General features: G+C 71.3%; 13 protein-coding genes. 10 read left to right on the top strand and 3 right to left on the bottom strand.

Going from position 1 to position 26,552, the window contains the following annotated elements:
- The first annotated feature begins 208 nt into the window (after positions 1 to 208).
- The 3 genes from dacB (at position 209) to AC6JA9_RS19220 (ending at position 5,266) form a co-directional block, all read left to right on the top strand.
- Positions 209 to 1,696, top strand: coding sequence for a D-alanyl-D-alanine carboxypeptidase/D-alanyl-D-alanine endopeptidase (dacB, locus tag AC6JA9_RS19230; RefSeq protein ID WP_473565726.1), 1,488 nt, complete (start codon positions 209 to 211; stop codon positions 1,694 to 1,696).
- Between the two features lie 168 nt (positions 1,697 to 1,864).
- Positions 1,865 to 4,042 (top strand): prolyl oligopeptidase family serine peptidase, encoded by a 2,178-nt coding sequence (locus AC6JA9_RS19225; protein ID WP_483577764.1) that lies wholly within the window; start codon positions 1,865 to 1,867, stop codon positions 4,040 to 4,042.
- A gap of 123 nt (positions 4,043 to 4,165) precedes the next feature.
- Positions 4,166 to 5,266 (top strand): D-TA family PLP-dependent enzyme, encoded by a 1,101-nt coding sequence (locus tag AC6JA9_RS19220; RefSeq protein ID WP_473565730.1) that lies wholly within the window; start codon positions 4,166 to 4,168, stop codon positions 5,264 to 5,266.
- 1 nt (position 5,267) lies between these two features.
- On the opposite strand, the gene AC6JA9_RS19215 is transcribed toward AC6JA9_RS19220, so the two are convergent.
- Complete coding sequence (locus AC6JA9_RS19215; protein ID WP_223751040.1) at positions 5,268 to 6,278, bottom strand: TIR domain-containing protein; 1,011 nt, start codon at positions 6,276 to 6,278, stop codon at positions 5,268 to 5,270.
- Positions 6,279 to 6,518: 240 nt separating this feature from the next.
- Between AC6JA9_RS19215 and AC6JA9_RS19210 the strand changes: the two genes are divergently transcribed.
- The 3 genes from AC6JA9_RS19210 (at position 6,519) to AC6JA9_RS19200 (ending at position 9,671) form a co-directional block, all read left to right on the top strand.
- On the top strand, positions 6,519 to 7,826 hold the full coding sequence (locus tag AC6JA9_RS19210; RefSeq protein WP_223751039.1) for a styrene monooxygenase/indole monooxygenase family protein: 1,308 nt from the start codon (positions 6,519 to 6,521) through the stop codon (positions 7,824 to 7,826).
- A gap of 56 nt (positions 7,827 to 7,882) precedes the next feature.
- Positions 7,883 to 8,839: a ketopantoate reductase family protein gene (locus tag AC6JA9_RS19205; protein ID WP_497960375.1), complete on the top strand. Its 957-nt coding sequence runs from the start codon at positions 7,883 to 7,885 to the stop codon at positions 8,837 to 8,839.
- Positions 8,840 to 8,921: 82 nt separating this feature from the next.
- Complete coding sequence (locus tag AC6JA9_RS19200; RefSeq protein ID WP_223751037.1) at positions 8,922 to 9,671, top strand: hypothetical protein; 750 nt, start codon at positions 8,922 to 8,924, stop codon at positions 9,669 to 9,671.
- Here AC6JA9_RS19200 and AC6JA9_RS19195 read toward each other — a convergent pair.
- Entirely contained in the window at positions 9,660 to 10,676 is a 1,017-nt protein-coding gene (locus AC6JA9_RS19195) for an Lnb N-terminal periplasmic domain-containing protein (RefSeq protein ID WP_267696482.1), read from the bottom strand. The two genes, AC6JA9_RS19200 and AC6JA9_RS19195, sit on opposite strands and share 12 nt — an antisense overlap.
- 164 nt (positions 10,677 to 10,840) lie before the next feature.
- On the opposite strand from AC6JA9_RS19195, the gene AC6JA9_RS19190 reads away from it, so the two are divergent.
- A complete protein-coding gene (locus AC6JA9_RS19190; protein ID WP_141322873.1) occupies positions 10,841 to 12,481 on the top strand; it encodes a cyclic peptide export ABC transporter in 1,641 nt (546 codons plus the stop codon).
- A gap of 158 nt (positions 12,482 to 12,639) precedes the next feature.
- Positions 12,640 to 13,713: a 4-hydroxyphenylpyruvate dioxygenase gene (hppD, locus tag AC6JA9_RS19185; RefSeq protein ID WP_223784312.1), complete on the top strand. Its 1,074-nt coding sequence runs from the start codon at positions 12,640 to 12,642 to the stop codon at positions 13,711 to 13,713.
- A 29-nt stretch (positions 13,714 to 13,742) separates the two neighbouring features.
- Here hppD and AC6JA9_RS19180 read toward each other — a convergent pair whose 3' ends face one another.
- Positions 13,743 to 15,092 (bottom strand): cytochrome P450, encoded by a 1,350-nt coding sequence (locus AC6JA9_RS19180; protein ID WP_223784311.1) that lies wholly within the window; start codon positions 15,090 to 15,092, stop codon positions 13,743 to 13,745.
- Between the two features lie 378 nt (positions 15,093 to 15,470).
- On the opposite strand from AC6JA9_RS19180, the gene AC6JA9_RS19175 reads away from it, so the two are divergent.
- Positions 15,471 to 21,935 carry a MupA/Atu3671 family FMN-dependent luciferase-like monooxygenase gene (locus AC6JA9_RS19175; RefSeq protein WP_497960373.1) on the top strand — a complete coding sequence of 2,155 codons (6,465 nt, stop codon included), beginning with the start codon at positions 15,471 to 15,473 and terminating at the stop codon, positions 21,933 to 21,935.
- 7 nt (positions 21,936 to 21,942) lie between these two features.
- Positions 21,943 to 26,523: a type I polyketide synthase gene (locus AC6JA9_RS19170; RefSeq protein WP_497960372.1), complete on the top strand. Its 4,581-nt coding sequence runs from the start codon at positions 21,943 to 21,945 to the stop codon at positions 26,521 to 26,523.
- Positions 26,524 to 26,552: the final 29 nt, after the last annotated feature.

Genomic DNA, 26,552 nt, shown 5'->3' with positions numbered 1-26,552 from the left:
CGAGCTCGGAGTCGACGCCGTCCTCGAGCCGGTGGCGGGTGACCTCCTTTGTCGACTGCTCGGCGCCGGACGCGTCCGCCCCGGCCACGCCCGCCCGACAGGTCACCGGGCCGGGTCGGATACCGGACGGCCGGGGTGCCGCAGCGACCCGCGGGGCCCGTCGCGCCACATGACACTCCAGGTCGTGGGCGTTAGCGTGGCGCCCGTGATGAGCCGCGCCCTCTCCTTCTGTCTCGTCCTGGCCGCCGCCGCCCTGCCCGTCGGCTGCCGTCACACCCGACATCCCGCGACGCCCACCGTGAGCTCGGTGGCGAGCTCGCTCTTCGCCACGCTGGAGGACGAGGGTGCGCTGGCGAGCGCCTTCGTGCTGGACGCGACGACGGGCGAGCCGTTGTATGCCCACCGCGAGCACGTGCGGCTGCTCCCCGCGTCGACGATGAAGGTCGTCTCCACCGCGTCCGTCCTCTCCGCCCTGGGCGCGGACTATCGCTTCCAGACGCCGGTGACGCTGGAGGGCACGCTGACCGACGGGCTGTTCCTCGGCGACCTCGTGGTGGACTCGTCGGGAGACCCGTCCCTGGGCTCGTGGCGCTTCCCCGAGACAGCGCTCGCCTGTGAGCAGGTGGCCGACGCGCTCCAGGCGAAGGGCGTGCGGCAGTGGAAGGGACAGGTGCGCGTGCGCGGCATCGACGACGACGTTCCCTTCGGCCCCGGCTGGGCCTGGGATGATGTCGCGTACGCCTACAGCGCGGCGCCCACGCCCTTCGTCTTCCGCGAGAACGTGGTGGACCTCGCGCTCTCCCGTCCCGAGGGCGCGGACTGCGCGCAGCCGCCCCACGTCCAGCTCACGCCCGCCTTCGCCACGCTCTCCACCGTCGTGCGCGTGGACCCGAACGCGGAGCGCGCCAACCTCTCCTGCACCCGTCAGCGCGGCGCTCCGGGCGTTCGCTGTGTGTGGCGCTCGCCCGTCAACCAGTGTCCGCGCACGGCCAACGTGCGGCTCTCCGTGGACGAGCCCCAGGTGCTCTTCGCCGCGTGTGTCGAGGAGGCTCTGCTCAAGCGAGGCGTGCCGCGCCTGCCCTTCACGCTGGAGGCCCCCGCCCCCTTGCGTCCGCCCGTCCCCGAGCCGCTCGTCACGCTGGCCAGCCCGCCCCTGTCCGAGCTGGTGAAGGTCACCAACAAGGAGTCGCTCAACCTCTATGCGGAGCGGCTGGGCCTGCGCTTCGCCAGTGAGCGCGGCGGCGCGGAGGGCTACGCGAACCTGCGCACCGCGCTGGCCGAGGAGCTCACCCGCCGAGGCATCCCCGCCCGTGATTTGCGCCCCGTCGATGGCAGCGGCCTGTCGCGCTACAACCTGGCCACCGCGCGGGGCTTGGCGCGCGTGCTCTTCACCAGCCTGCGCGAGCCGTATGGCGCGGCGCTGGTGGACAGCCTGCCCGTGGCGGGCGTGGACGGCACGCTCGCCAACCGCCCGGTGACGCCCGTCACCGCAGGCCGCATCCGCGCGAAGACGGGCACCCTGTCCGGGCAGAAGTGCTTCGCGGGCGTGGTGGAGCGCCCCGGGGACGCCGAGCACCCGCGCGTCGTCTTCGCGCTGATGCTGGGCAACATGGACGAGGCCACCGCGCTGCCCGCCAACGAGGCGTTCGACCGCTTCGCCGCGGCCCTCGTGGAGCTGCCGCTGCGCGCGCCATAGAAGGCGGGAACGGCCGGTATTCCCGGCGCGCTTGACGCGCCGCGCGCCTGGAGGCAATCCGAGGCAACACCCGGCCCCTCGCGGCATTCCCCTGGCGGGAACCCACCCCAGGAGGTGGGAGGACATGGCAGGCTGCGGCCCGCCAAATCCCCCTTCCGAGGTGTGAACATGAAGCTGAGAACCGCGATGGCCGCGGCGGCGCTGATGCTGCCCCTGGCGTCCCTGGCCGCGGCCAAGGGCCCCTCCAAGCCGCCCGCCACGGAGAAGAAGGACGTCGTCGACACCTACCACGGCACGGAGGTCAAGGACCCGTACCAGTGGCTGGAGGCCACCGACGACGCGAAGGTGAAGCAGTGGAACGACGCGCAGAACGCCCACACGCGCGCCATCCTCGACAAGCTGCCCGGCCGTGAGCCGCTGCGCCAGCGCATCTCCGAGCTGCTCGGGTGGAAGTCCCCGGGCTACGGCGCGCTGACCGAGGCGGGCGGCACGCTCTTCGTCATCAAGTTCCAGCCGCCGCGCCAGCAGCCGTACCTGGCGGTGCTCGGCTCGGTGGAGGACCCGTCCAAGGAGCGCGTGCTCCTGGACCCGATGGTGCTGGACCCCAAGGGCCACACCACCATCGACTTCTTCGAGCCCACGCTGGACGGCAAGAAGCTGGCGGTGTCGCTGTCGAAGAACGGCACGGAGAGCGGCGACGTCTCCGTCTATGACGTGGCCACCGGCAAGCCGCTGCCCAACGAGGTGGTGCCGCGCGTGAACGGCGGCACGGCCGGCGGCGGGCTCGCGTGGAACGCGGACGGGACGGGCTTCTTCTACACGCGCTATCCGCGCGGCGAGGAGCGTCCGGCCGCGGACCGCGACTTCTTCCAGCAGGTCTACTTCCACAAGCTGGGCACGCCCACCGAGCAGGACACGTACGCGCTGGGCAAGGACTTCCCGCGCATCGCCATGACGGAGCTGGAGACGTCTCCGGACGGCAAGCACATCGCGGCCATGGTCGCCAACGGCGACGGCGGCGAGTACATGCTCTACCTGCACGGCCCCGACGGGAAGTGGACGCAGGTGACGAAGTTCGCGGACAAGGTCATCCGCAGCCGCTTCGGCCACGACGGCGCCATCTACCTGCTCAGCCGCCAGGACGCGCCGCGCGGCAAGGTGCTGCGCCTGCCCCTGGCCACGCCGACGCTGGACAAGGCCACGGTGCTGGTGCCCGAGGGCGAGGCCAGCATCCAGGGCTTCTTCCCCGCGAAGACGCGCCTGTACATCAACGAGCAGCTGGGTGGCCCGTCGCAGGTCCGCATGGTGGACCTGAAGGGCAAGGACCTGGGCCTGGTGCCCACGCCGCCCGTGTCCTCCACCGGCGGCCTGGTGAGCGCCGGTGGTGACGACGTGTACTTCAGCAACGTCAGCTTCGTGCAGCCGCAGGCCTGGTACCGCTTCTCCGCCAAGGACGGCCAGGTGACGAAGACGGCGCTGGCGCGCACGGCGCCGCTGGACATGAGCGACGTGGAGGTGGTGCGCACCGAGGCCACGTCCAAGGACGGCACCAAGGTTCCGCTCTCCATCCTGAAGAAGAAGGGCACCAAGCTGGACGGGAAGAACCCGACGCTGCTCACCGGCTACGGCGGCTTCAACATCTCCATCTCCCCGGGCTTCAACGCGCTGGCGGGCCTGTGGCTGGAGCAGGGCGGCGTCTACGCGGTGGCCAACCTGCGCGGCGGCTCGGAGTTCGGCGAGAAGTGGCACGCCGAGGGCTCGCTGACGAAGAAGCAGAACGTGTTCGACGACTTCTACGCCTGCGCGAAGCTGCTGGTGGACCAGAAGTACACGCAGCCCAGGAAGCTGGCCATCCAGGGAGGCAGCAACGGCGGGCTGCTCATGGGCGCCGTCGTCACGCAGCACCCGGAGGCGTACGGCGCCGTGGTGGCCCGCGTGGGCCTCTACGACATGCTGCGCTCGGAGCGCACGTCCAACGGCCAGTTCAACGTCACGGAGTACGGCTCGGTGAAGGACCCCGAGCAGTTCAAGGCGCTCTTGGCCTACTCGCCCGTGCACAACGTGAAGGACGGCGCGAAGTACCCGTCCGTGCTCTTCACCTCCGGCGCCAATGACCCGCGCGTGGACCCGTTCCACTCGCGCAAGATGGTGGCGCGGATGCAGGCGGCCACGTCGACGAAGAACCCCATCCTGCTGCGCGCCGACGCGGAGACGGGCCACGGCGCCGGCACGCCGCTCAACGCGCGCATCGAGGAGGAGGTGGACGCGTACTCATTCATCTTCAGCCAGCTGGGCGTGAAGTACCTGCCGCCCGCGAAGAAGGTGGCCGCGCCGAAGCCGCAGTAACCGCTGCATCGTCACGCATGGGGCCCGCCGCGGGTCCGGGACTGTTCTTCCGGACACGTGCGCGGGCCTCGTCATGTCCGGGGTGCACTGTCGCCTGGAGTGGCCACGGGCACGCGTGCCACCATGCGCGGCATGTCCCCCACCCCGCTCGACGCCCTCACCACGCCCGCCGCCCTCGTGGACCTGGACCGCGTGGAAGCCAACCTGCGCCGCGTGGCGGACTACACGCGCGAGCACAAGCTCCACTGGCGGCCCCACACGAAGACCCACAAGACGGCGGAGCTCACGCGGCTGCAGCTCGCCTCGGGGGCCGTGGGCGCCACGGTGGCCACCGTGCGCGAGGCCGAGGTCATGGCCACCGTCGCGGACGACGTGCTGCTCGCCTACCCACCCGTGGGCCTGGCGCGCCTGTCGCGGCTGATGGCCCTGCCCTCGCGCACGCGCCTCACCGTGGCGCTCGACTCCACCGAGGCGCTCGACGGGCTCGGCCACGCGGCGCGAGAGGCCGGGCGCACCGTGGGCGTGCTGGTGGAGCTGGATCTGGGCATGCGGCGGGTGGGCGTGCAGACGCCGGCGGACGCGGTGGCGCTGGCGCGCGCGGTGGCGGAGACGAAGTCCGTGGCGTATCGCGGCGTCATCTTCTATCCGGGCCATGTGCGCGCACCGGTGGAGCAGCAGGACGCGGCGCTCGCGGACCAGCGCTCGCGACTGGGCGCCTTCCTGGACGCGCTCTCGGCCGAGGGGCTGAGGCCCGGGGTGGTGAGCGGCGGCTCGACGCCCATGCTGTGGCGCTCGCACGAGGTACCGGGCCTGACGGAGATACGCCCCGGAATCAACGTGCTCAATGACCGCAACACGGCCTCGCTGGGCGCGTGCGCCTGGAGCGACTGCGCCTTCTCGGTGCTCGCCACCGTGGTGAGCACCGCCGTGCCCGGCCAGGTGGTGCTCGACGCGGGCTCCAAGGCCCTGGCCAAGGAGGAGGGCCTCGCGCCCTCGGGAGGCTATGGCGCGCTGCTGGACAGGCCGGAGCTGGTGGTGCGCAGCGTCTCCGAGGAGCACGGCCTGCTCGACGTCTCGTCCACGTCCTGGCGGCCGCGCGTGGGCGAGCGCGTGCGCGTGGTGCCCAACCACGTCTGCGCCGCCGTCAACCTGCACGAGCGGCTGCACGTCCTCCGCAAGGACACCGTGATGGAGACCTGGGAGGTCGCGGCGCGCGGCTGGTGAATCAGCCCGGCACGCGCACGACGTCCAGCCGCTCCAGCTCCCGCGTCAGCAGCGTCTCCAGCTCGCGGATGTTCCGGTAGACGATGCAGCGGTACGACGCGACGTCGAAGCGCAGCTCGCGCACGTCGCGCACCAGCAGCAGCGTGGGCCGCCCCTTGCCCCACGCGTAGCCGACCTCCAGGTACACGTTGGGGTTGGCCAGCGACAGGTCCGCGATGACGACCTTCGCCGTGTCGATGCGCTCCTTGATGCGCTGGATGATGGGCCCGTCGAACACGTCCTGGTCCACGCGCTCGCACAGCATGCCCGCGGCCTTCACCGGCCCCTGGATGCCGTAGTGGAACGTGTCCTCCAGCTCCGGCGTGAAGGGCATCGCCACGAAGGCGTGGGGCTTCGCGCTGGACACCGTGCCCGCGCTCGCCATGGAAGGCGCCTGCACGAAGCCGCGCTCGCGGCGCACGCGGAAACCACCGCCGGGCAGGGGCTCCACGCCGGGCGTGCCCCCCAGCCCGCGCTCCAGCGCCCTGCGCAGCCGCAGCGCGCGCCGCTCGTCCACCTCCACCACCGTGAAGCGCTCCAGCTCCTTGGGCCCCGAGCCCCGCTGGAACGCCTCGATGAGCCCGCCCACGAAGGCGAGCACCGCCTCGTCCTCGTCCAGCCCGTAGTTGGGCCCGTGCACCGTGCTCGCCACGTGCTTGAGCCCGGGCCTGGACTCCATCGCCTTGAGCGCGCGCAGCGCGAACTGGCGGATCTCGTGGTAGCCGAACTCGCCCAGCCGCACCGTGCCCACGAAGAGCGCCAACGGTGAGCCCAGCGCGCCGTGCGTCTCCACGAAGCGGTGCTCCCCGGGCAGCACCGACACCTGCGTCGGTGGCACCCCCACCACCTCCAGCAGACGCACCGCCTTCCCGGCCGCGCCGTACAGCTTCTGTGCAAACTTGAACAAGACGACGTCGGCGGTCGCCTCGGTGACGTCCCCCACTTCCAGCACCACGTCGAGAGCCGCGCTCATCCCTCGGACTGTAGGGCTCCGGACGGGTTGGCCCAAGGTCCGACCCAACGGTCCATTCGCGAACGGGGCCCCCCAGCCCCCCTTGGCTCTAAGACTCTGGGTATGTCCAATCTGAAGAACTCCATTCGCATTGTGATATGGAGCCCTGCACACCCCGGAACACCCGGGGAACCCCACATCCCCTGGGGGGGCCTTCCCGACCTCGAAGCTTCCGGCTCGGGAAAAGTGAAGGAGAGACAGATGGCGAGCATCGGTATCGTCGGCGCCGGCACTGCCGGTCTGCACCTGGGTCTGAAGCTTCTCTCGCAGGGCATCCCGGTCAGCATCTACGCGGAGCAGGAGCCGGACGCGCTGCGCTCGGGTCGCCTGATGAACACGGTGACGCACCACGCGCCCACGCGGACGCGCGAGCGGGAGCTGTGGGTGGACTTCTGGGGCGCGCCGGAGCTGGCGATGAACCGCTGCGCCATCCACGTCCACGGGCCGGAGCTCATCAGCCTGAGGGGACGGGTGGGCGAGCCCAGCCTGTGCGTGGACTACCGGCTGTACCAGCCGCGCCTGGCCGAGGCCTTCGTGGAGCGCGGGGGCCACCTGGAGGTCCGCCCGGTGGACGCCAGGGAGCTGGAGGCGCTGTCGCGCCGTCACACGCTGATGGTGGTGGCCACCGGCCGCAACGGCCTCAACGCGCTGTTCCCGCGCGTGCCGGAGCTGTCCCCGCACACCAAGCCTCCGCGGGTGTTGTTCGCGGCCATCCTCAAGGGCCTGCGCATGCCGGAGCCGCTCGGCATGCACGTCAACCTGGTGCCCGGCCAGGGCGAGGTCTTCGAGTCGCAGATGATCACCCGCCAGGGCCGCGTGCCCAGCACGCTCATCGAGGCGCTCCCCGGCACGGAGCTGGCGGCGCTGATCTCCCGCAAGCGGGACGACGACCCGGCCGCGTTCGACGCGGGCCTGCTGGACATCTTCCGCCGCTTCGCGCCCGCGACGTACGAGCGCATCGACCCGACGGAGTTCGGCGTGCGCGGTCCGCTGGACTTCCTGCAGGGCGGCTTCGCGCCGACGGTGCGCCGCGCGTGGGCCGAGCTGGGCGAGGGGCGCTATGCGATGGCGGTGGGCGACACGCACGTGACGAACGACCCCATCGCGGGCCAGGGCGCCAACGCGGCGTCCGCGTCCGCCTTCACGCTGGCGGTGGCCATCCACGACACGCTGTTGTCGGAGCGCCCCTTCGACGAGACGTTCTGCCGCGACACCGAGGCCCGGATGTGGGCCGCCGTGGCGCCGGCCACCACGTGGACCAACGCGCTGCTCGAGCCGCCTCCCGCGCACGTCATCGACCTGCTGGTGGCGGGCAGCCGCGACAGCCGGGTGGCGGACGCCATCGTCAGCGCGTTCATGATTCCCGAGCGCATCCTGGGCGCGTGCGCCTCTCCCGAGGCCACCGCGGAGTTCGTGATGAACGCGAGCCGCCCGAGCGCGGAGGTGCTGGCGGCCACGGGCGTGCTGGGCTGGGACACCGGCACGCGCATCCGGCCGCTCGCGGGCTGACCGGCGCCCAGAAAGCGTCGTGGCGCGGGCGCGAGCCTTCGCTATCCTCCCGGACCATGCGATTCGCCATCGTCGGTTCGGGAGGAGTGGGCGGCTACTACGGCGCGCGGTTGGTTCGCGCGGGTCATGAGGTGGGCTTCCTCGCCAGGGGTGCGCACCTGGCCGCCCTGCGGAAGAAGGGCCTCACCATCCTCAGCCCGGAGGGCGACTTCACCGTCCCCGTGCGCGCCGAGGAGGACGCCGCCCTGCTGGGCCCCGTGGACGTCGTCATCCTGGGCGTGAAGAACTACGACGTCGCCAGCGTGCTTCCCCAGGTGAAGACGCTGCTGGCCGCGTCCAGGGAGCCCGCGCTGGGCGGCGCCACCGCGGGGGTCGTCACGCTGCAGAACGGCGTGGACAGTCCGTCCGAGGTCGCCGCGGCCGTGGGCGAGGCGGCGGTCATCGGCGGCACCACGTACATCTCCACCGCCATCAGCGAGCCGGGCGTCATCAAGCAGACGGGCACGCAGCACCGCATCGTGCTGGGCGAGGCCTTCGGTGACACCTCGCGCGTCTCGCGGCGGGTGCAGGCCGTGAGGGACGTGCTCGCGCAGGCGGGGCTCAACGCGGAGGCGGTGGCGGACGTCCGAGCACCGCTGTGGGAGAAGCTCGCCTTCCTGGCCCCCATGGCGGGCTTCTGCACCGCCGCGAGGACCCCGGTGGGGCCGCTGCGGGAAGGCCCCTTCTTCCGGGAGACGTTCCGGGAGGCCGCGGCCGAGGTGCTCCGGGTCGCCGCCGCCGAGGGTGTCACCACCACCACGCGGGCGGACGACGTGATGAACTACATGGACGGCGTCCCTGCGGAGGTGCGCCCCTCGATGATGGTGGACTTCGACGCGGGCAAGCCGCTGGAGGTCGAGTACCTCCAGGGCACGGTGGCGCGGCGCGGCCACGCGCTCGGCGTCCCCACGCCCGTGATGAGCACGCTGTACTCCGTGCTGCTGCCGCACGCGAAGGGCGCGCGCCAGAAGTGACGTCCCGGCAGCCCCCCGGGCGAGCAGGCGCGCGGTCCGGTCCGGATGCAATGATTCGCCCTTTCGCGCATAGAGGAGAGCGATGAGCGAGCCGAACCCCCGTCTACCGCCCGGTGCCCCGTCGTCCGCCCCCCTGGGGCGCGTGGCGCTCCACGCCGTCGCCGCGGGGCTCACGCCCCTCATCCCGGTGCCGTTCCTGGATGACTACGCGCTCTACCAGGTGCGCGAGCAGCTGGTGCGCTCGCTCCTGGAGGAGCGCGGCCTGCGCGCCTCGACCCAGGCGGTGGAGGCGCTGGCGGGCTCCAGCCTGGGGAGGACCTTGGGCGGACGGCTGGCCAGCTACCTCAAGGGGTTGATGCTGCTGCCGGTGAAGAAGGTGTTCCGCAAGGTCTTCTTCGTGTTGTGGGTGAAGGACTGCGTGGACGTGGCCTCGGTGTCCCTGCACCACGGCTACCTGCTGCACCACGCGCTGGAGCGAGGCGACCTGGACGCGCTGAGCCTGCAGGGCGACAAGCCCGCGGCGGTGCACGCGGCCATCGTCGCGGCCTGCGCGGAGGTGGACGCCCGGCCCATCAACCAGGCCCTGCGCCGGCTCTTCGCGAGCAGCCGCGTGCTGATGGCCGAGGCCACGCGCGTGTTCCGGAACCCGGGCAACGTCGGTCCCCGCACGCCGGAGCCCGGCGAGGGCACCGAGGTGAAGTCGCTGTCGGAGCGCCTGCTCGCCCTCCTCTGGGAGGAGCGCGGCTACTTCACGACGCTGGAGGCGCACTACGCGCGCCACCTGACGACGCCCGCCCCACCCCCGGAGATGAAGGCCGCCTCAGGGGCTTGAGGTCGTCGCGCGGGCCGCGCCCTCGCGGATGCGCTGCGAGAAGTCGGCCTGCCCCGCGGCCTCCAGGGCACGCGCGTTGATGAGGTGCCGGGCGCGCACGTCGGCCAGGGGCGCGTCGCGGTCGATGAGGTCCAGCTCGTACGCGAGCTCGTCGGAGAAGGCCGGCAGGAGCGTGCGGTGGTCGTACGGCACCTTCAGCGCGCTCACCTTCTCGAAGTGACGCACCAGGTTGGTGGTGCAGTTGTTGTAGACGGAGTTGTAGAACTCCGGGTGCTCGTGCAGCGCGTTCATCCGCGCCACCATGTCCAGGAAGAAGTCGGAGATGCGCTCCTTCGACGCGTTCACCGGGTAGAGATACACGTCGTCGCGGCGGTGGTTTGCGCGCAGCTGGACCAAGTCCCGTTCGTCACCCACCACGTAGACCAGCTCGAACTGGCGGAACAGCCCGCCCACGGCGGAGAACGTCTCGCCCTTCTCGCGGCGCACCTCCACGGAGAAGACGACGTAGCGCCCGTCCGAGAAGCCGAAGCTCACCATGGTGTGCGCGGCGCCGTAGAAGCCGGAGAACGGCTCGACGATGAACCAGGCCCCCGTCAGCTCCTTCGCGTCGTAGGTGGCCGTGTACCAGGAGGCATCCCAGTCCGTCGTGCTGCGGTAGCGGAAGTCGCGCACGTCGTGAATCGTCACGCGCGAGCCTTCCACATCGGCCCGGGCCATCCGCGCCAGGTCCGGCGCCCACTCCCGCTGGTTGGACGGCGCGTGGGAGAAGGCCCAGAAGTGCAGGCCCGCGCCCGCCGCCACCACCACGCCCACCGCGCCCAGCTTCGAGCCCTTCTTCCAGACGAAGACGGCCAGCCCCGCCACCAGCAGCGCGCCCAGGGCCCGCACCCAGTGCGGCCCCTCCGGCCCCGCTCCCGTCAGCGCGAGCGCGAGCGCGGCCCAGCCGGTGCCGCCCAGGACGACGAGCCCGGTGATGACATTGGAAGCCCCCGAGGAGAATCGCATGTCCCCAGTATTCCTTGCCCCGCCGTCCACCGCCACCCCGCCCGTCGGGCCCGCCCGGTTCTCCGGAGAAGCCGCCTGCCCCCGGGTATCACTTCGCGCGGCGATGACATATGAGAGCCGGGAGGGCTCGGTTATCAGAGCCCTCCGGGTCTCCTGGAGCCGTCGTGTCATTGCTCGCCCTGCTCTTCAAGAAGTCGAAGCTGCCCATCATCCTCGCCGCGTTGCTGGGCATCCTCACGGGAGCCTGTAGCGCGGCGCTCGTCGCGGCGATGAACCAGGCCCTGACGTCCCGGACGGTGGCGGACGCGATGCCGCTGATGCCCGTCTTCGTGGGGCTGGCGGTGGCCGTGCTGGTGCTGCGAATCATCTCCCAGCTCCAGCTGGCCTCGATGCAGCAGGAGGCGCTGCTGGACCTGCGGCTGTCGCTGTGTCGACGCATCCTCGAGGCGCCCCTGCGCAAGCTGGAGGAAGCCGGGCCGCACAAGCTGCTCGCCGCGCTGACCGAGGACATCAGCGTCATCAACAGCACCATCGCCGTCATCCCCGGGGTCATCATCTGTCTGGCGACGCTGGTCGGCTGTCTCGTGTATCTGGCGTGGCTGTCCGGTCCCCTCCTGGGGCTCATCCTGGGCGTCATCGCGGTGGTGATGGCGAGCGTGGCGCTGCCCAACCGCTATGCCTACGCGCAGTTCTTCAAGCGGCGTGAAACCCATGACGCGATGTACAGCGGCTTTCGCACGCTCATCGACGGCTCGAAGGAGCTGCAGCTCCACCACGCGCGCAGCGAGGACTTCTTCAACCGGGACTTGAAGCCGACGGCGGAGGAGGTCTCGCGCATCTCCCTGACGACGAGCAAGCTCTTCATCATCACCGGCAGCTGGGGCGGCTTCATGGTGATGGCCGTCATCGGCTTCATCCTCTTCGGCGTGCCGCGATTCCAGGACGTGGAGATGTCCACGCTGGCGGCGTACGCGCTGGTGGTGCTGTACCTGCAGCAGCCGCTCGACGGGCTGATGAACCAGTGGCCCAACCTGTCGCGCAGCCACGTGGCGATGAAGAAGCTGGAGAAGCTGGGCCTGTCGCTGGAGGACCCGGAGCCCTCCGCGTCCGACGACGGCATGCCGCGCGACTTCCAGCGCATCGAGCTGGTCGGCCTCGGCCACACCTACCGGCGGGAGCTGGACGGCGCCAGCTTCACGCTGGGCCCCATCGATGCGACGCTGCGGCGCGGGGAGCTGGTGTTCCTGGTGGGTGGCAACGGCAGCGGCAAGACGACGCTGGCCAAGCTGTTCACGGGCCTCTACGCCCCCGAGCAGGGCGAGCTGCGCGTGGACGGCGTCCCCGTCACCGCCGCCACCCGGCGCGCCTACCGTCAGCTGTTCTCCGCCGTCTTCTTCGACTTCCACCTCTTCGAGCGGATGCTCGGCCTGGACCACCCTGGCATGGAGGACAAGGCCCGCCAGTACCTCACCCGCCTGCAGCTCGAGAAGAAGGTCCGGGTGGAGGACGGCAAGCTGTCCACCGTGGCGCTGTCCCAGGGGCAGCGCAAGCGCCTGGCCCTGCTCACGTCGTTCCTGGAGGACCGCCCCATCTACGTCTTCGACGAATGGGCCGCGGACCAGGACCCGGTGTTCCGCGAGCTCTTCTACCGCGAGATGCTCCCGGCGCTCAGGGACCAGGGCAAGCTCGTCTTCGTCATCAGCCACGATGACCGCTACTTCCACCTGGCGGACCGTGTGCTCAAGCTCGAGGCCGGGCAGCTCGTGCCCTCCTCCACGCCCCTGGTGGCGGCCGTGCCCGCATGAAGACAGGGTGATACAGACTCCGACACATCACTCGGATACCTGAGTGTCACGCTTTCAGTGGCAATCCGTGATAATGGTTTTTGTAACGGAGTGACCGCCTGACACGTGCACCGGACTGAGCGCGGTTCGCTCAGGTCCCCTGAATCGAGGTTCTGCGAGTGGTGCTCACGAACGTGGAGCATGCGGAGCTGTATGTGGGCGACGCGGTCCTCTCCGCCTACTACTTCTGCCATGCGCTGGGCTTCCGGATGGTGGCGAGCGGCGGGCCGGAGTCGGGGCTCGCGGGACAGCGCTCCTTCGTGTTGGAGCAAGGCGCAGCCCGGCTCGTCGTCACCTCGGCGCTGGGTGCCGAAGGTGAGGTCGCGGAGTATGTCCGTGCACACGGTGACAGCGTGCGGGACATCGCGCTGGGCACACCCGACGTCGTCGCCACGTTCGACCAGGCGGTGCGCCGGGGCGCGCGTCCGGTGGCACGGCCCGCGGTCTTCGAGGCGGCAGGCCAGCGCGTGGTGAAGGCCACGCTCGCCGGGCCCGGAGGCTGGGTGCACTCGCTCATCCAGCGGGACACGCCCGGGGGCGCGTTCCTTCCGGGCGTCTACCTGCCCGTGGACGCGGGGCCGTCCGGAGGCGCGTCACTGTTTCGCGACGTGGACCACCTCGCCTTCGCGCTGCGGGCGGGCACGCTGCTGGACACGGTGGCCTTCTACGTGGACGTGCTCGGCTTCGAAGAGACCCACCAGGAGGACGTGCGCACCGAGTACAGCGGCATGAGCTCGCGCGTGGTGCAGGCGGCGGGCGGACGCATCTGCTTCCCGCTGCAGGAGCCCGTCTCCGGCACGCGTCGGGGACAGCTGGAGGACTTCGTGGACGCCCACGGTGGCGCGGGCGTGCAGCACCTGGCCTTCCTGGCGGACGACATCGTCCGCGCGGTGGACTCGCTGGGGCAGCGCGGCGTGGGCCTGCTCGACGCGCCTCGGGGCTACTACGAGGCGCTGGAGGCGCGGCTCGGCTCGCTGGGGCCGTTCCCCCGCGAGCAGCTCCAGTCGCGCAACATCCTGATGGACCGCGATGCGTGGGGGGTGCTGCTCCAGGTCTTCACCCGCTCGCAGCACGCGCGGCGCACGCTGTTCTTCGAGGTCATCCAGCGCCACCAGGCGCGCGGCTTCGGCGGCGCCAACATCCAGGCGCTCTACGCCGCCAAGGAGCAGGACGCCACGCGCGCCGTGGGTTGAGCCGCGCGCCGCCGCTGCTTCGAGGCGCTTCAGCCGCGCCGCTCCGGGCGCATGGGCATGCCGCCCTTGGGCAACAGGGCGATGCCCGGGTAGATGTCCACGCGCCGGCCAGGGATGGCGTGGAAGCGGTAGCGCTGGGAGACCATGGCCAGCACCAGCGCGCCGAACATCAGCGCCAGGTTGTTGCCGATGCAGATGTGCTGGCCCGCGCCGAACGGCAGGTAGGCGAACTTGTGCCGCGCGGCCTTCTGCTCCGGCGTGAAGCGCTCCGGGTCGAACACGTCCGGACGCGGCCAGAACTCCGGATGCCGGTGGAAGACGTAGGGCACGGCGAGCACGGACGCGCCCGGCTCCACGGTGTAACCCCCCAGCGTGTCCGCGTCCTTCGCCGTGCGAAGCAACCGCCACGCGGGGGGATACAGGCGGAGGGTCTCCTCGAACACCTGCGTCGCGTAGCGCAGCCGGGGCAGGTCCTCGAGCGTCGGGGCGCGGCCACCGAGCACCGCGGCGCACTCCGACGCGAGGCGTGCCTCGATGTCCGGGTGCCGCGACAGGAGGTGCCAGGCCCAGGAGAGCGCCACACCCGGCCCCTCGTGGCCGGAGAACAGGTTCATGAACTCGTCACGCAGCTCCTTGTCCGTCATCGACTCGCCGGTGTCGCGGTCCTTCGCCGCCACCAGCATCGCCATGATGTCGTCCTGGGGACCGCCGGCCTTGCGCTGGGCGATGACCTCCTTCGCCTTGACGTTGAGCATCCGGAGGGTGCCGAAGAAGTCCGCCCACTTCTTCTTGTAGATGGGCAGCCGCTCCAGCCGCAGCAGCCGCGACATGAACGTCCCCCGGTCGTTCATGATCCACATCATCCGCCCGACGGCCGCCGCCGCCGCCGCGTCCGGCTCCTCCGAGTACAGCGCGCGCGTGGTCATCCGCAGCGACAGGCTCCCCATCTGCGCGGCCATGTCGAACGGCCGCGCGGTGGCATCCGCCTCCCACGCGGTGAGCGTCCGCTGGACCAGGTCCACCATGCCCGCCAGCAGGCCCGCCAGGCGGTCCCGGTGGAACGAGGGCTGGACGAGCCGGCGCTGGCGCCGCCAGTAGTTCCCCTCGCTCACGAACAGCCCGTTGCCCAGGAAGGGGTCCTCGGACAGCTCCTGCTTCGAGTAGTTGGGCGCGTTCTCGGTGAGGAAGTACCGGATCTGATCCGGATGACTCACCATGTAGGTCGCCGAGGCGCCCGTGTCGAAGCGGACCACGTCCCCATACTTGCGGAAACCCTGGGTGAAGTAACCCAGCGGGTCGTGCTCCTGACGCAGGACATTGAGCCAGACGGGAAGACCCCGGGGGCCGGGGGCGGACGAAGGTGCTTGAGGCGATGCCATGAGGTCTCGCGAGCGAAGTTCTCCAGTTTATCAGAAGAGCCTGACCCCCTGACAAACCAAGGAGTTAGAGCGGTTCGTGGCTGACTAGACATTCCAGATAAAACAAGGGATGAAGGCAGAGGGCATGCTTCACCTTCGACCTAATTTTCCTCACTCACGGCTCCGGACGACGGTGCCGTGCCGGCGTGCGGTAGCGGGCCACTCGCGGCAGAGCCAGGGGCGGATCGGGACAGCGTCCCCCCTGAGGCGCCGCGGCGTTTCGTGTCGTCGCTGTTAGACGCCAGACCCCCACCAGCCACCAGGACGTGAAGCGGTACCGGGACGGCCACGCCCGGGCCCGCGGTACCACCATCGCGAGTCGTCCGCCGGGGAGCACGCATGAAACAGCACCATGAGACGTCCGCGGGGGACTTCCACCACCTCGTGGACCTGCTGTGCCATCGGGCGGGCACCCAGGGCGACGCGCTGCTGTATCGCTTTCTCGAAACGGGAGACGTGGACGGCCCGGTGGAGGAGTGGAGCTACGCCCGGCTGGACGCGCGAGCGCGGGCGCTGGGCGCGCTGCTGCGGGCCTCGGGCTCACCGGGAGACCGTGCGCTCCTGCTGTATCCGCCGGGGATGGAGTTCGTGGCGGGCTTCATGGGCTGCCTGTACGCGGGCGTCGTCGCGGTGCCGTGCTATCCGCCGGACCCGACGCGGCTGGAGCGCACCCTGCCCCGCCTGCGGGCCATCGCGCAGGACTGTGGCGCGCGCTACGTGCTCACCACGAGCTTCATCCTGGAGATGTCGGAGCTGTTCAAGCCGCAGGCGCCGGAGCTCGCCGCGCTGCAGTGGCTGGCCAGCGACGCGGTGCCGGAGTCGATGGCGGCGGACTGGCGGCGGCCGGAGCTGACGGGCGGCACGACGGCGTTCCTCCAGTACACCTCCGGCTCGACGGGCAACCCCAAGGGGGTGATGGTCAGCCACGCCAACATCCTGCACAACGAGGCGCTCATCACCCGGGGCTTCGGGCTGGAGGCGTCGCGCTCGTCGGGGATGGGGTGGCTGCCCATGTTCCACGACATGGGGCTCATCGGGAAGGTGCTCCAGCCGCTGTACCTGGGCTTCCCGTGCACGCTGATGTCGCCCATCTCGTTCCTCCAGCGTCCGCTGCGCTGGCTGGAGGCCATCTCCCACTTCCAGGCGACGTGCAGCGGCGGGCCCAACTTCGCGTACGACCTGTGCGTCCGGAAGGCCACCGACGAGGACCGCGCGAAGCTGAAGCTGGGCAGCTGGGAGCTGGCGTTCAACGGCGCGGAGCCGGTGCGGCGAGAGACATTGGAGCGCTTCGCGGAAGCCTTCGCGCCTTGTGGTTTCAAGCGCACGGCATTCTACCCCTGTTACGGTCTGGCGGAGGCCACGCTCATCGTCACCGGCGGCACGCAGGGCGAGGCGTTCGTCCACGGCGACTTCTCCGCGGACGCGCTGGAGCAGGGTCGCGCGGCGGCGCCGGAGAGCGGAGACACGCGGGCGCGGACGCTGGTGGGCTCGGGCGTGAGCGCGGTGGACCAGGAGGTGCTCATCGTCCAGCCGGAGACGCGCGAGCGGCTCGGCGCGAACCAGGTGGGCGAGGTCTGGGTGCGCGGCCCCAGCGTGGCGACGGGCTACTGGGAGCGTCCCGAGGAGACCGCGCACGCGTTCGACGCGCGGCTCGCGTCGGGCGAGGGGCCGTTCCTGCGCACCGGTGACCTGGCCTTCCTGTCGGAGGCGGGGCAGCTGTTCGTCACCGGCCGGCTGAAGGACCTGCTCATCATCCGCGGCCGCAACCTGTATCCCCAGGACCTGGAGCTGGAGACCGAGCGCGCGCATCGCGCCATCCGCGCGGGCTGCTGCGCCGCCTTCAGCGTGGAGGTGGAGGGCGAGGAGCGGCTGGTGGTCGCGGCCGAGGTCGACGTGCGCGACGGCTTCGACGCGAGCATCGTCGTGGCCGCCGTGCGCAAGGCGCTGGCGGAGCAGCATGCCGTCCACGCGCACGCCGTCGTCCTGCTCCAGGCGCGCAGCATCCCGAAGACGTCGAGCGGGAAGATTCAGCGCCGCGCCACGAAGGCGGCCTGGCTCGCGGGTGAGCTCGAAATCGTCGAGGCCTCGGTCGCCGCCGCGGTGTCCTCGCCGAGCGTCCCCGAGTCCGCCATCCCGCTCAAGGAGCAGCTGGCCACGGCGGAGGACGGCCAGCGGCTCGCGCTGGTGGAGGACTTCCTGCGCCGGGCCGTGGCGCGCGCGCTGCGGCTGGATGCCTCGACGCTCCCGGGCGACACGGAGCTCGCGGGCCTGGGGCTCGACTCGTTGATGGTGCTGGAGGTGCACGGCCAGCTGGAGTCGGAGCTGGGCGTGGCGCTGCCCGCTGCATTCCTCTGGGTGAGCCCCACGCTGGAGGCCGCGGCCCTGCGGCTCCTGGAGGCGTGGCGTGGCGTCCGGCCCGAGCACTCGCTGGTGGCGCCGCCGCTGAGCGCGGGACCTCGCGAGGGCGAGCATCCCCTCTCCTCCGGTCAGCTCCGCCTGTGGTTCCTGGACCGCCTGGTCCCCGACAGCGCGCTGTACAACCTCCACTTCCAGCTCCGGCTCACCGGTGCGCTGGACACCGGGGCCCTGGCGCGGAGCCTGGATGCGCTCGTCGAGCGTCACCCCGTGCTGGGCGCGGCGTTCCCGGAGGTCGACGGACAGCCCCGGCTGCTGGTGCGCGCCAGCGTGAAGCTGTCGTTCCCCGTCGTGGACCTGCGCTCCATCGCGTCCGAGGCGCGTGACGCGGAGCTGCGCCGTCTGTCGCTGGAGCAGGCGCGTGAGCCCTTCCGGCTGGCCGAGGGCCCCGCGGTGCGCGCGTCCCTGGTGACGCTGGGCGAACACGAGCATGTGCTGCTGATGACGCAGCACCACATCGCCACCGACGGCTGGTCCATCGGCGTGCTCGCGCATGAGCTGGCGGCGCTGTACCGCGCGCAGGTGACGGGCGCGGCCACCGAGCTGCCCGCCGTGAAGCTCCAGTACACGGACTTCGCCCGGTGGCAGCAGGGCCTGGGGCCGCTGCTCGACGCGCAGCGCGCATACTGGGGCAAGCAGCTTGCGGGGCTGCCAAGGCTGGAGCTGCCCACCGACTTCCCGCGTCCGCGCGAGCCCGGGTTCCAGGGCGCGCTGCATCACCTCGCGCTGGAGCGCTCGCTCGTCGAATCCCTGCGCGCGCTGGGGCGTCGCGAGGGCTGCACGCTCTTCGTCACGCTGACGGCCGCGTGGACGGCGCTGCTGCACCGCTACAGCGGACAGGCCGACTTCGCCGTGGGCACCGTGGTGGCGAACCGCGAGCGTCCGGAGCTGCGCGGCGTGGTGGGCTTCTTCGCGCACACGCTGGTGCTGCGCGCGAACCTCTCCGGCACGCCGAGCTTCCGCGAGCTGCTCTCCCGCACGCGGCAGACGTTCCACGAGGCGCTGGCGCACGCGGACCTCCCCTTCGAGGAAGTCGTGGGCGCGGCCCGTGCGCCGAGGGGCGGCGCGGACAATCCGCTGTTCCAGACGGCCCTGCTGCTGGAGGCGCTGCCCCCGACGAACCTGTCGGTGCCCGGCATGCAGTGGCGTCCGGTGCTGCCGGTGCCGGATGGCGCGGTGGAGGGCACGTCGAAGTTCGACCTCCAGCTCTCGCTCGCGGAGGGCGCGGACGGCCTCACCGGCGCGCTCGAGTACCGCACCGACTTGTTCACCCCCGCCACCGTGGCGCGGCTGGCCCGACAGCTGGAGACGCTGCTGCGCGCGGTCGTCGACACCGTGGAGACGCGGGTGGACGACCTGCCGCTGCTCGGCGCGGACGAGTCGCGACAGCTGCTGGTGGACTGGAACGACCTCACGCCCGCGAGCACCGAGCACACCTCCATCCACGCGCAGTTCCGGGCGCAGGTGGCCAGGACTCCCGACGCGGTGGCGGTGGCAGGTGACGACGCGACGCTGACGTACGCGGAGCTGGACGCGCGCTCCAACGCGCTGGCGTGGCACCTGCGCGCCCAGGGCGTCGGCACCGAGACGCGCGTGGGGCTGTGCGTGGAGCGCTCGGCCGCCATGGTGGTGGCGATGCTGGGGGTGCTCAAGGCCGGCGGCGCATACGTGCCGTTGGACCCCGAGTATCCCCGCGAGCGACTGGCGTACATGCTGGAGGACTCGGGCGCGCCGGTGTTGCTCACGCAGACGCACCTGCGCGGCGCCATCCCCACGGGCAGCGCGCGCGTCGTCGCGTTGGAGGACCTGTCCCTGACGGAGGGCACGCAGCGGGACACGCCTCCGCCGTCGACCACGGGCGCGGGGCACCTGGCGTATGTCATCTACACGTCCGGCTCCACGGGCCGCCCCAAGGGCGTCATGGTGCCGCACGGAGGGGTGGCCAACTTCTTCTCGGCCATGGACACGCGCATCGGCCATCCGCCCTCGGGCACGTGGCTGGCCGTGACGAGCATCTCCTTCGACATCTCCGTGTTGGAGCTTCTGTGGACGCTCACGCGCGGCTTCAAGGTGGTGGTCCAGGGCGAGGGCGCGTCCATCAAGGCGCCGGCCCGGGCCTCGGCCGCGCGCGCCACGCCGATGCAGATGAGCCTCTTCTACTTCGCGGACGACGCGGAGGCCTCGGCCGGCGACCGTTACAAGCTGCTGCTGGAGGGCGCGAAGTTCGCGGACCGTCACGGCTTCGCGGCGGTGTGGACGCCGGAGCGTCACTTCCATGCCTTCGGTGGGCTGTATCCCAGCCCGTCCGTGGCGGGCGCGGCCATCGCCGCGGTGACGGAGCGCGTGGCCATCCGCGCGGGCAGCGTGGTGCTGCCGCTGCACCACCCGGTGCGCGTCGCGGAGGAGTGGGCGCTGGTGGACAACCTGTCGCGAGGCCGCGTGGGCATCTCCGTCGCCTCCGGCTGGCACGCGAACGACTTCGTCTTCGCGCCCGAGCGCTACGAGCAGCGCCGCGAGCTGATGCTGGAGGGGCTGGACACGGTGCGCCGCCTGTGGCGCGGCGACTCGCTGCGCTTCCCGGGCGGCGCGGGTGCCCAGGTGGACGTCACCCTGCGGCCGCGGCCGGTGCAGCAGGAGCTGCCGGTGTGGCTCACGGCGGCGGGCAACCCCGACACGTTCGTCACCGCGGGGCGCCTGGGCTGCAACGTCCTCACCCACCTGCTGGGGCAGACGTGGGAGGACCTGGAGAAGAAGCTGGCCCTCTACCGTGAGGCCTGGCGCGCGGCGGGACACGCGGGCGACGGACACGTCACGTTGATGCTGCACACGTTCATCGGTGAGGACGCCGCGACGGTGCGCTCGGTGGTGGAGAAGCCCTTCCGGAACTACCTGCGCAGCTCCGCGGACCTGATGCGCGGACTCGGCCGCACGCTGGGCGTGGACCTGGACACCGCCACCGAGGCGGACCTGGACCGGCTGGCCGCGCAGGCCTTCGAGCGCTACTTCGAGACGAGCGGACTGTTCGGCACGCCGCGCTCCGTGCGCGAGCGGATGGAGCAGCTGCGCGCCCTGGGCGTGGACGAGGTGGGCTGCCTCATCGACTTCGGCATCCCCGCGGACACCGTGCTGGCCAGCCTGCCGCTGCTGCACGAGGTGAAGTGCCAGGCGGACCGTGACGGCGCGCGCCAGCGCACCGCGCGCTCCATCCCGCTCAACCTGCGTGAGCACGCCGTGACGCATCTGCAGTGCACGCCCTCGCTGGCGCGCGCCCTCCTCGCGGACTCCGAGTCCACCGAGGCCCTGCGTGGCCTGAAGCGGTGGATGGTGGGCGGCGAGGCCCTCCCCTCCTCCCTGGCGACGTCGCTGCGACAGGTGCTCCCCGAGGACGCGCGGCTGCTCAACATGTACGGCCCCACGGAGACGACCATCTGGTCCTCCACGCACGACGTGCGCGGCGAGTCGGGGCCGGTGGTGTCCATCGGCACGCCGTTCCTCCGGACCCGCTTCTATCTGCTCGACGCGCGGCTGCGGCCCGTGCCCGTGGGCGTGCCGGGCGAGCTCTACATCGGCGGCGCGGGCGTGGTGCGCGGCTACCTGTCGCGTCCGGAGCTGACGGCCGAGCGCTTCGTGCCGGACCTGTTCTCCTCCGAGCCGGGCGCCCGGCTGTACCGCACCGGAGACCGGGCCCGCTGGCGCGACGACGGCACGGTGGAGTTCCTGGGCCGCGTGGACCACCAGCTCAAGGTGCGCGGCTTCCGCATCGAGGCGGGTGAAATCGAGGCGGTGCTCAGCGCACGCCCCGAGGTGCGCGAGGCGGTCGTCGTGGCCCGCGAGGACTCACCGGGCGACGTGCGGCTGGTGGCCTACGTGGTGGCGCGCGACGGGCAGACGGTGGACGCGACGGCGCTGCGCGACGCGGTGGCGCAGAAGCTGCCCGAGCACATGGTGCCCTCCGTGGTGGTGGACCTGCCGGCGCTGCCGCTCACGCCCAACGGCAAGGTGGACCGCAAGGCCCTGCCCGCCCCCAGCGCGACGCGGAGCTCACGCGCGGCCTTCGTGGCGCCGCAGGGTCAGCTCGAGCAGCAGATCGCCGACATCTGGAAGCAGGTGCTCAAGGTCGAGCAGGTCGGCGTGAACGACAACTTCTTCGACCTGGGTGGGCACTCACTGCTCATGGTCCAGGTCCACGCGCGGCTCAGGGCGGTGCTCGGTGGGGAGCTGCCGCTGCTGAAGCTGCTGGAATACCCCACCGTCAGCGCGCTCGCGCGTCACCTGCGCCAGGGCGCCACCACGCCGCAGGCCAATCCGGTGGAGACGGCGCAGGACCGCGCGAAACGCCAGCTCGAGAGCCTGAAGCGACAGCAGCAACGGGCAAGGAAACAGGGATAGGTCCGTCATGGGTCGTCGTCACAAGGTGTACGAGGGTGACTCGGGGCTGGCGGTGGCCATCGTCGGCATGGCCGTGCGTGTGCCCGGCGCCGCGGACGTGGACGCGTTCTGGCGGATGCTGCGCGACGGAGTGGAGGGCATCACCCTCTTCTCCGACGACGCGCTGAAGTCCCTCGGGGTCGACCCGTCGTTCCTGGCCAACCCGAACTTCGTGCGCGCCGGGGCCGTGCTGGAGCGCCCGGGCCGCTTCGATGCGGGCCTCTTCGGCTACGCCCCTCGGGAAGCGGAGCTGCTGGACCCGCAGCACCGCGTCTTCCTCGAGTGCGTGTGGACGGCGATGGAGCACGCCGGCTACTCCACGGGACGGCTCCCGGGCACCTCCACGGGCGTCTTCGCGGGCTCGAGCCTCAGCAGCTACCTGCTCTTCAACCTGCTGTCGCGCGAGGAGTTCCAACGGGCCGAAGACACCTTCCCGGCCATGGTGGCCAACGACAAGGACTTCCTCGCCACGCGCGTCGCCTACCACCTGGACCTGCGCGGCCCGGCGCTGACGGTGCAGACGGGCTGCTCCACGTCGCTGGTGGCCACGCACCTGGCCTGCCAGTCGCTGCTCGGCTACCAGTGCGACATGGCCGTGGCCGGCGGCGTCTCCGTGCACATGCCGCAGCGCACGGGCTACCACTATCAGGAAGGCGGCATCACCTCTCCGGACGGGCACTGCCGCGCGTTCGACGAGCGGGGCCAGGGCACCCTGTTCGGCAGCGGCGCGGGCGTGGTGGTCCTCAAGCGCCTGGCGGACGCGCTGGCGGACGGCGACACCATCCACGCCGTCATCCGTGGCTCGGCCATCAACAACGACGGAGCCCTCAAGGTCGGCTTCACCGCGCCGGGCTTGAGCGGACAGGCGGAGGTCATCGCCCGGGCGCAGAGCCTCGCGGAGACGCCAGCGGACTCCATCACCTACGTGGAGGCGCACGGCACGGCCACGCCGCTGGGCGACCCCATCGAGGTGCAGGCGCTCGACATGGTGTTCCGCCGGAGCACCGACAAGCGCGGCTTCTGCGGGCTCGGCTCGGTGAAGACGAACGTCGGACACCTGGACGCGGCGGCCGGCGTGACGGGCCTGGTGAAGACGGTGCTCGCGCTGGAGCACGCGGAGCTGCCCGCGAGCCTCCACTACGAGAAGCCCAATCCGCGCATCGACTTCGCGAACAGCCCCTTCTACGTCAACACGAAGCTCACGCCCTGGCCCGAGGGGCCGACGCCGCGCCGCGCCGGGGTGAGCTCGTTCGGCATCGGCGGCACCAACGCGCACCTCATCGTGGAGGAGCCGCCGTTCACCCAGCCGGGCGACGCTTCTCGCGCCTGGCAGTCGCTCGTGCTCTCCGCGCGGACGCAGACGGCGCTGGAGGCCCAGACCTCGGCGCTGCTCGCCCACCTGAAGGCGCATCCCGAGCAGCAGCTCGCGGACGTGGCGTGGACGCTGCAGACCGGCCGCAAGGCCCTGGAACTGCGCCGGGTCATCGTGTGCAAGGACCGGGAGGACGCGGTGCGGGTCCTGGAGACGCGGGATCCACAGCGGTTCTTCACGCACTCGCCCGGCACGACGTCGGTGTCGCTGGTCTTCATGTTCCCCGGGGGCGGCGCGCAGTACCCGGACATGGGCCGTGGCCTCTACGACGCCGAGCCCGCGTTCCGCGAGGCGGTGGACCACTGCTGCAAGCTCTTGCGGCCCAAGCTGGGCTTCGACCTGAAGCCCGTGATGTACCCGGACGCGGCCTCGGCGGAGAGCGCGGGCCAGCGCCTCAAGCGCACCTCCCTGGCGCTGCCGGCGCTGTTCACCATCGAGTACGCGACGGTGAAGCTGTGGGAGTCCTGGGGTGTGAAGCCGGAAGCGGTCATCGGCCACAGCCTGGGTGAGTACATGGCGGCGCACCTGGCTGGAATCTTCTCGCTGGAGGACGCGCTCGCGCTGGTGGTGATGCGCGGCAAGCTCTTCGAGGAGCTGCCCGGTGGCGGCATGCTCAGCGTGCCGCTGCCCGAGTCGGAGGTCCGTCCTCTGCTCGGGGAGACGCTGTCCCTGGCGGCGGTGAATGGCCCCGCGCAGTGCGTGGTCGCGGGCACGGTGGAGGCCGTGGAGGCCCTGGCCACGGAGCTGACCCGCCGCGAGGTGGAGTTCCGTCACATCCCCATCGACGTCGCCGCGCACTCGTACGTGGTGAACCCGATCCTCGACCGCTTCAGCGACTTCATCCGCACCATCAAGCTCAACCCGCCGACGAACGTGCTGTTCCTGTCGAACCTCACCGGCACGTGGATCGACCTGGATGACGCGCTGGACCCGTCGTACTGGGTGAAGCATCTGCGGCAGACGGTGCGCTTCGGCGACGGAATCCGCGAGCTGGCCAAGGACCCCGCGCACGTCTACCTGGAGGTCGGTCCGGGCCGGACGCTCAGCACACTCGCGCGGCTCCAGGTCAACGGCCCCTCCGCGCCGGCGGTGCTCTCGTCCCTGCGCCATCCGCAGGACCCGGTGGCGGACGAGGAGCACCTCACCGCGACGCTCGGGCGACTCTGGGCCGCGGGCGTCGAGGTGAACTGGACGGCCGTGCGCGGCAAGGCGCGGCGGCTGCGCGTCCCGCTGCCGACGTACCCCTTCGAGGGACAGGACTACTGGCTCGCGCCCCAGGCCCCTTCCGCGCGTCGGCGGTCCGCGGCGAACAAGAGCGCGGATGTCTCCAGCTGGTTCTATCTGCCGTCCTGGAAGCGCGCCCCGCTGGCGCCGCCGCGCGCCGGGGCCGTCACGCCGAAGGACTGGGTCGTGTTCCTGGACTCCACCGGCGTGGGCTCGGCCCTGGCGATGGCGATGGAGGAGCAGGGACATCGCGTCGCGCGGGTGACTCCGGGCGCGAGGCTCGAGGAGCTGGGCGAGAACCACTTCAGCCTGGATCCGGCGGATGCCGACGAGCCGGGCTTCCTGCTGCTCGCGCTGAAGTCGAAGGACTTCAAGGTGGAGAACATCGTCCACCTGTGGAGCCTGGATTCTCGCGAGGGCGAGCAGGACGCCTTCGGCAACGAGCGCTTCGAGCAGGCCCAGGCGCGAGGGTTCCATCCGCTCCTCCGCCTGACGCGGGCGCTCACGGAGGCGGAGCTCCCCGGCCCCGTGGAGCTGACGGTCGTCGGTCGTCAGGCGCTCGACGTGGAGAGCTCGGATGAAGTCGCCCCCGAGCGCGCCACGCTTCCGGCCCTGTGCAAGGTCATCCCGCAGGAGCACGACTTCCTCTCCTGCCGCTACGTGGACCTGGGCCGTGGCCCGGTGGCGCTCGACACACGGGCGCTGCTGCAGGAGGTGACGAGCACGGCCACCGAGGCTCGCGAGCCCGTCGTCGCCTGGCGCGGGACGACTCGGCTGGTGCAGACGCATGAGCCGGTGCGGCTGGAGGCGGACACCCAGCCCGCGCGGCCCTTCCGTCACCGGGGCGTCTACGTCATCACCGGCGGCCTGGGCGGCGTGGGCCTGATGATCGCCCGCTACCTGGCGCGCCAGCATCAGGCGCGGCTCGTGCTCGTGAGCCGGTGGGGTCTGGAGATGGACCGCGGCGGCCACAAGCGCCGCGCGGTGAGGGAGCTGGAGGCGGCGGGCGCCGAGGTGCTGCTGGCTCGCGCGGACGTGGCGGATGACATGCTGCTCAGCGTCGCCATCACCCAGGGGGCGATGCAGTTCGGCGAGGTGCACGGCGTCATCCACGCCGCGGGCCTCGCGGGCGAAGGCGCCGTGGCGCTGCTCTCCGGATTGGATGCCGCCGCGTGCGAGCCCCACTTCCGCGCGAAGGTGCAGGGCACGTACGCGCTGGAGCTGGCGCTGGCGGGCCGTGAGCTCGACTTCGTGATGCTGGTGTCGTCCAACGCCTCGGTGCTCGGGGGCCTGGGGCTCGCGGCGTACGGCGCGGCGAATGCCTTCCTCGACGCGTTCGCGACCTCGCGCTCGAAGCAGGGGCTGACGCGCTGGGTGAGCACGAACTGGGATGGGTGGCCCTCGGTGGACGAGGAGTCCCGTGAGACGAAGACGAGCCTGGACGCATTCGCCATGACGGAGGACGAGGCCGTGGAGGCCTTCCGCCGCGTCGCGGAGTCCTCTCTGGGCGGGCAGGTGGTGGTCTCCACCGGAGACCTGGAGGCGCGCGTGGCGCGCTGGTTGAAGCGTGAGGGTGGGCAGAAGAACCAGGACACCTCGGGCGGCGCGACGCACGAGCGGCCGCAGCTGGGCACCGAGTACGTGGCGCCCACCGGCGACCTGGAGCTGGCCCTGACGAAGGTGTGGCAGGAGCAGCTCGGGCTGTCGCGGCTGGGCATCCATGACAACTTCTTCGACCTGGGCGGCAACTCGCTCCTGTGGCTCAAGATCGTCGGACGGCTGAAGCGGGAGCTGGGGCGCGAGGTTCCCCTCACCTCCGTCTTCGAGGCGCCCACGGTGGCCGCGCTGGCGAAGAAGCTGGGAGCGCTCGGCGCCCCTTCGGACCCGCCCGGGTTCGAGTCGAGTCAGAACCGTGGAGCCGCGCGACGCGAGCGGCGCAGCCGCCGTGAGTGAAGGAGCGGACGTCGTGGACGTGAAGCAGC

The organism is Myxococcus sp. MH1, assembly GCF_059738865.1.
Note: the sequence above shows the minus strand (reverse complement) of the source record. Positions and strands in the feature narration are given on the sequence as shown.

Coding starts and splice junctions, on each gene's coding strand:
- dacB (WP_473565726.1), top strand. CDS start 209: ATGAGCCGCGCCCTCTCCTTCTGTCTCGTCCTGGCCGCCGCCGCCCTG.
- AC6JA9_RS19225 (WP_483577764.1), top strand. CDS start 1,865: ATGAAGCTGAGAACCGCGATGGCCGCGGCGGCGCTGATGCTGCCCCTG.
- AC6JA9_RS19220 (WP_473565730.1), top strand. CDS start 4,166: ATGCGCGGCATGTCCCCCACCCCGCTCGACGCCCTCACCACGCCCGCC.
- AC6JA9_RS19215 (WP_223751040.1), bottom strand. CDS start 6,278: ATGAGCGCGGCTCTCGACGTGGTGCTGGAAGTGGGGGACGTCACCGAG.
- AC6JA9_RS19210 (WP_223751039.1), top strand. CDS start 6,519: ATGGCGAGCATCGGTATCGTCGGCGCCGGCACTGCCGGTCTGCACCTG.
- AC6JA9_RS19205 (WP_497960375.1), top strand. CDS start 7,883: ATGCGATTCGCCATCGTCGGTTCGGGAGGAGTGGGCGGCTACTACGGC.
- AC6JA9_RS19200 (WP_223751037.1), top strand. CDS start 8,922: ATGAGCGAGCCGAACCCCCGTCTACCGCCCGGTGCCCCGTCGTCCGCC.
- AC6JA9_RS19195 (WP_267696482.1), bottom strand. CDS start 10,676: ATGCGATTCTCCTCGGGGGCTTCCAATGTCATCACCGGGCTCGTCGTC.
- AC6JA9_RS19180 (WP_223784311.1), bottom strand. CDS start 15,092: ATGGCATCGCCTCAAGCACCTTCGTCCGCCCCCGGCCCCCGGGGTCTT.
- AC6JA9_RS19175 (WP_497960373.1), top strand. CDS start 15,471: ATGAAACAGCACCATGAGACGTCCGCGGGGGACTTCCACCACCTCGTG.
- AC6JA9_RS19170 (WP_497960372.1), top strand. CDS start 21,943: ATGGGTCGTCGTCACAAGGTGTACGAGGGTGACTCGGGGCTGGCGGTG.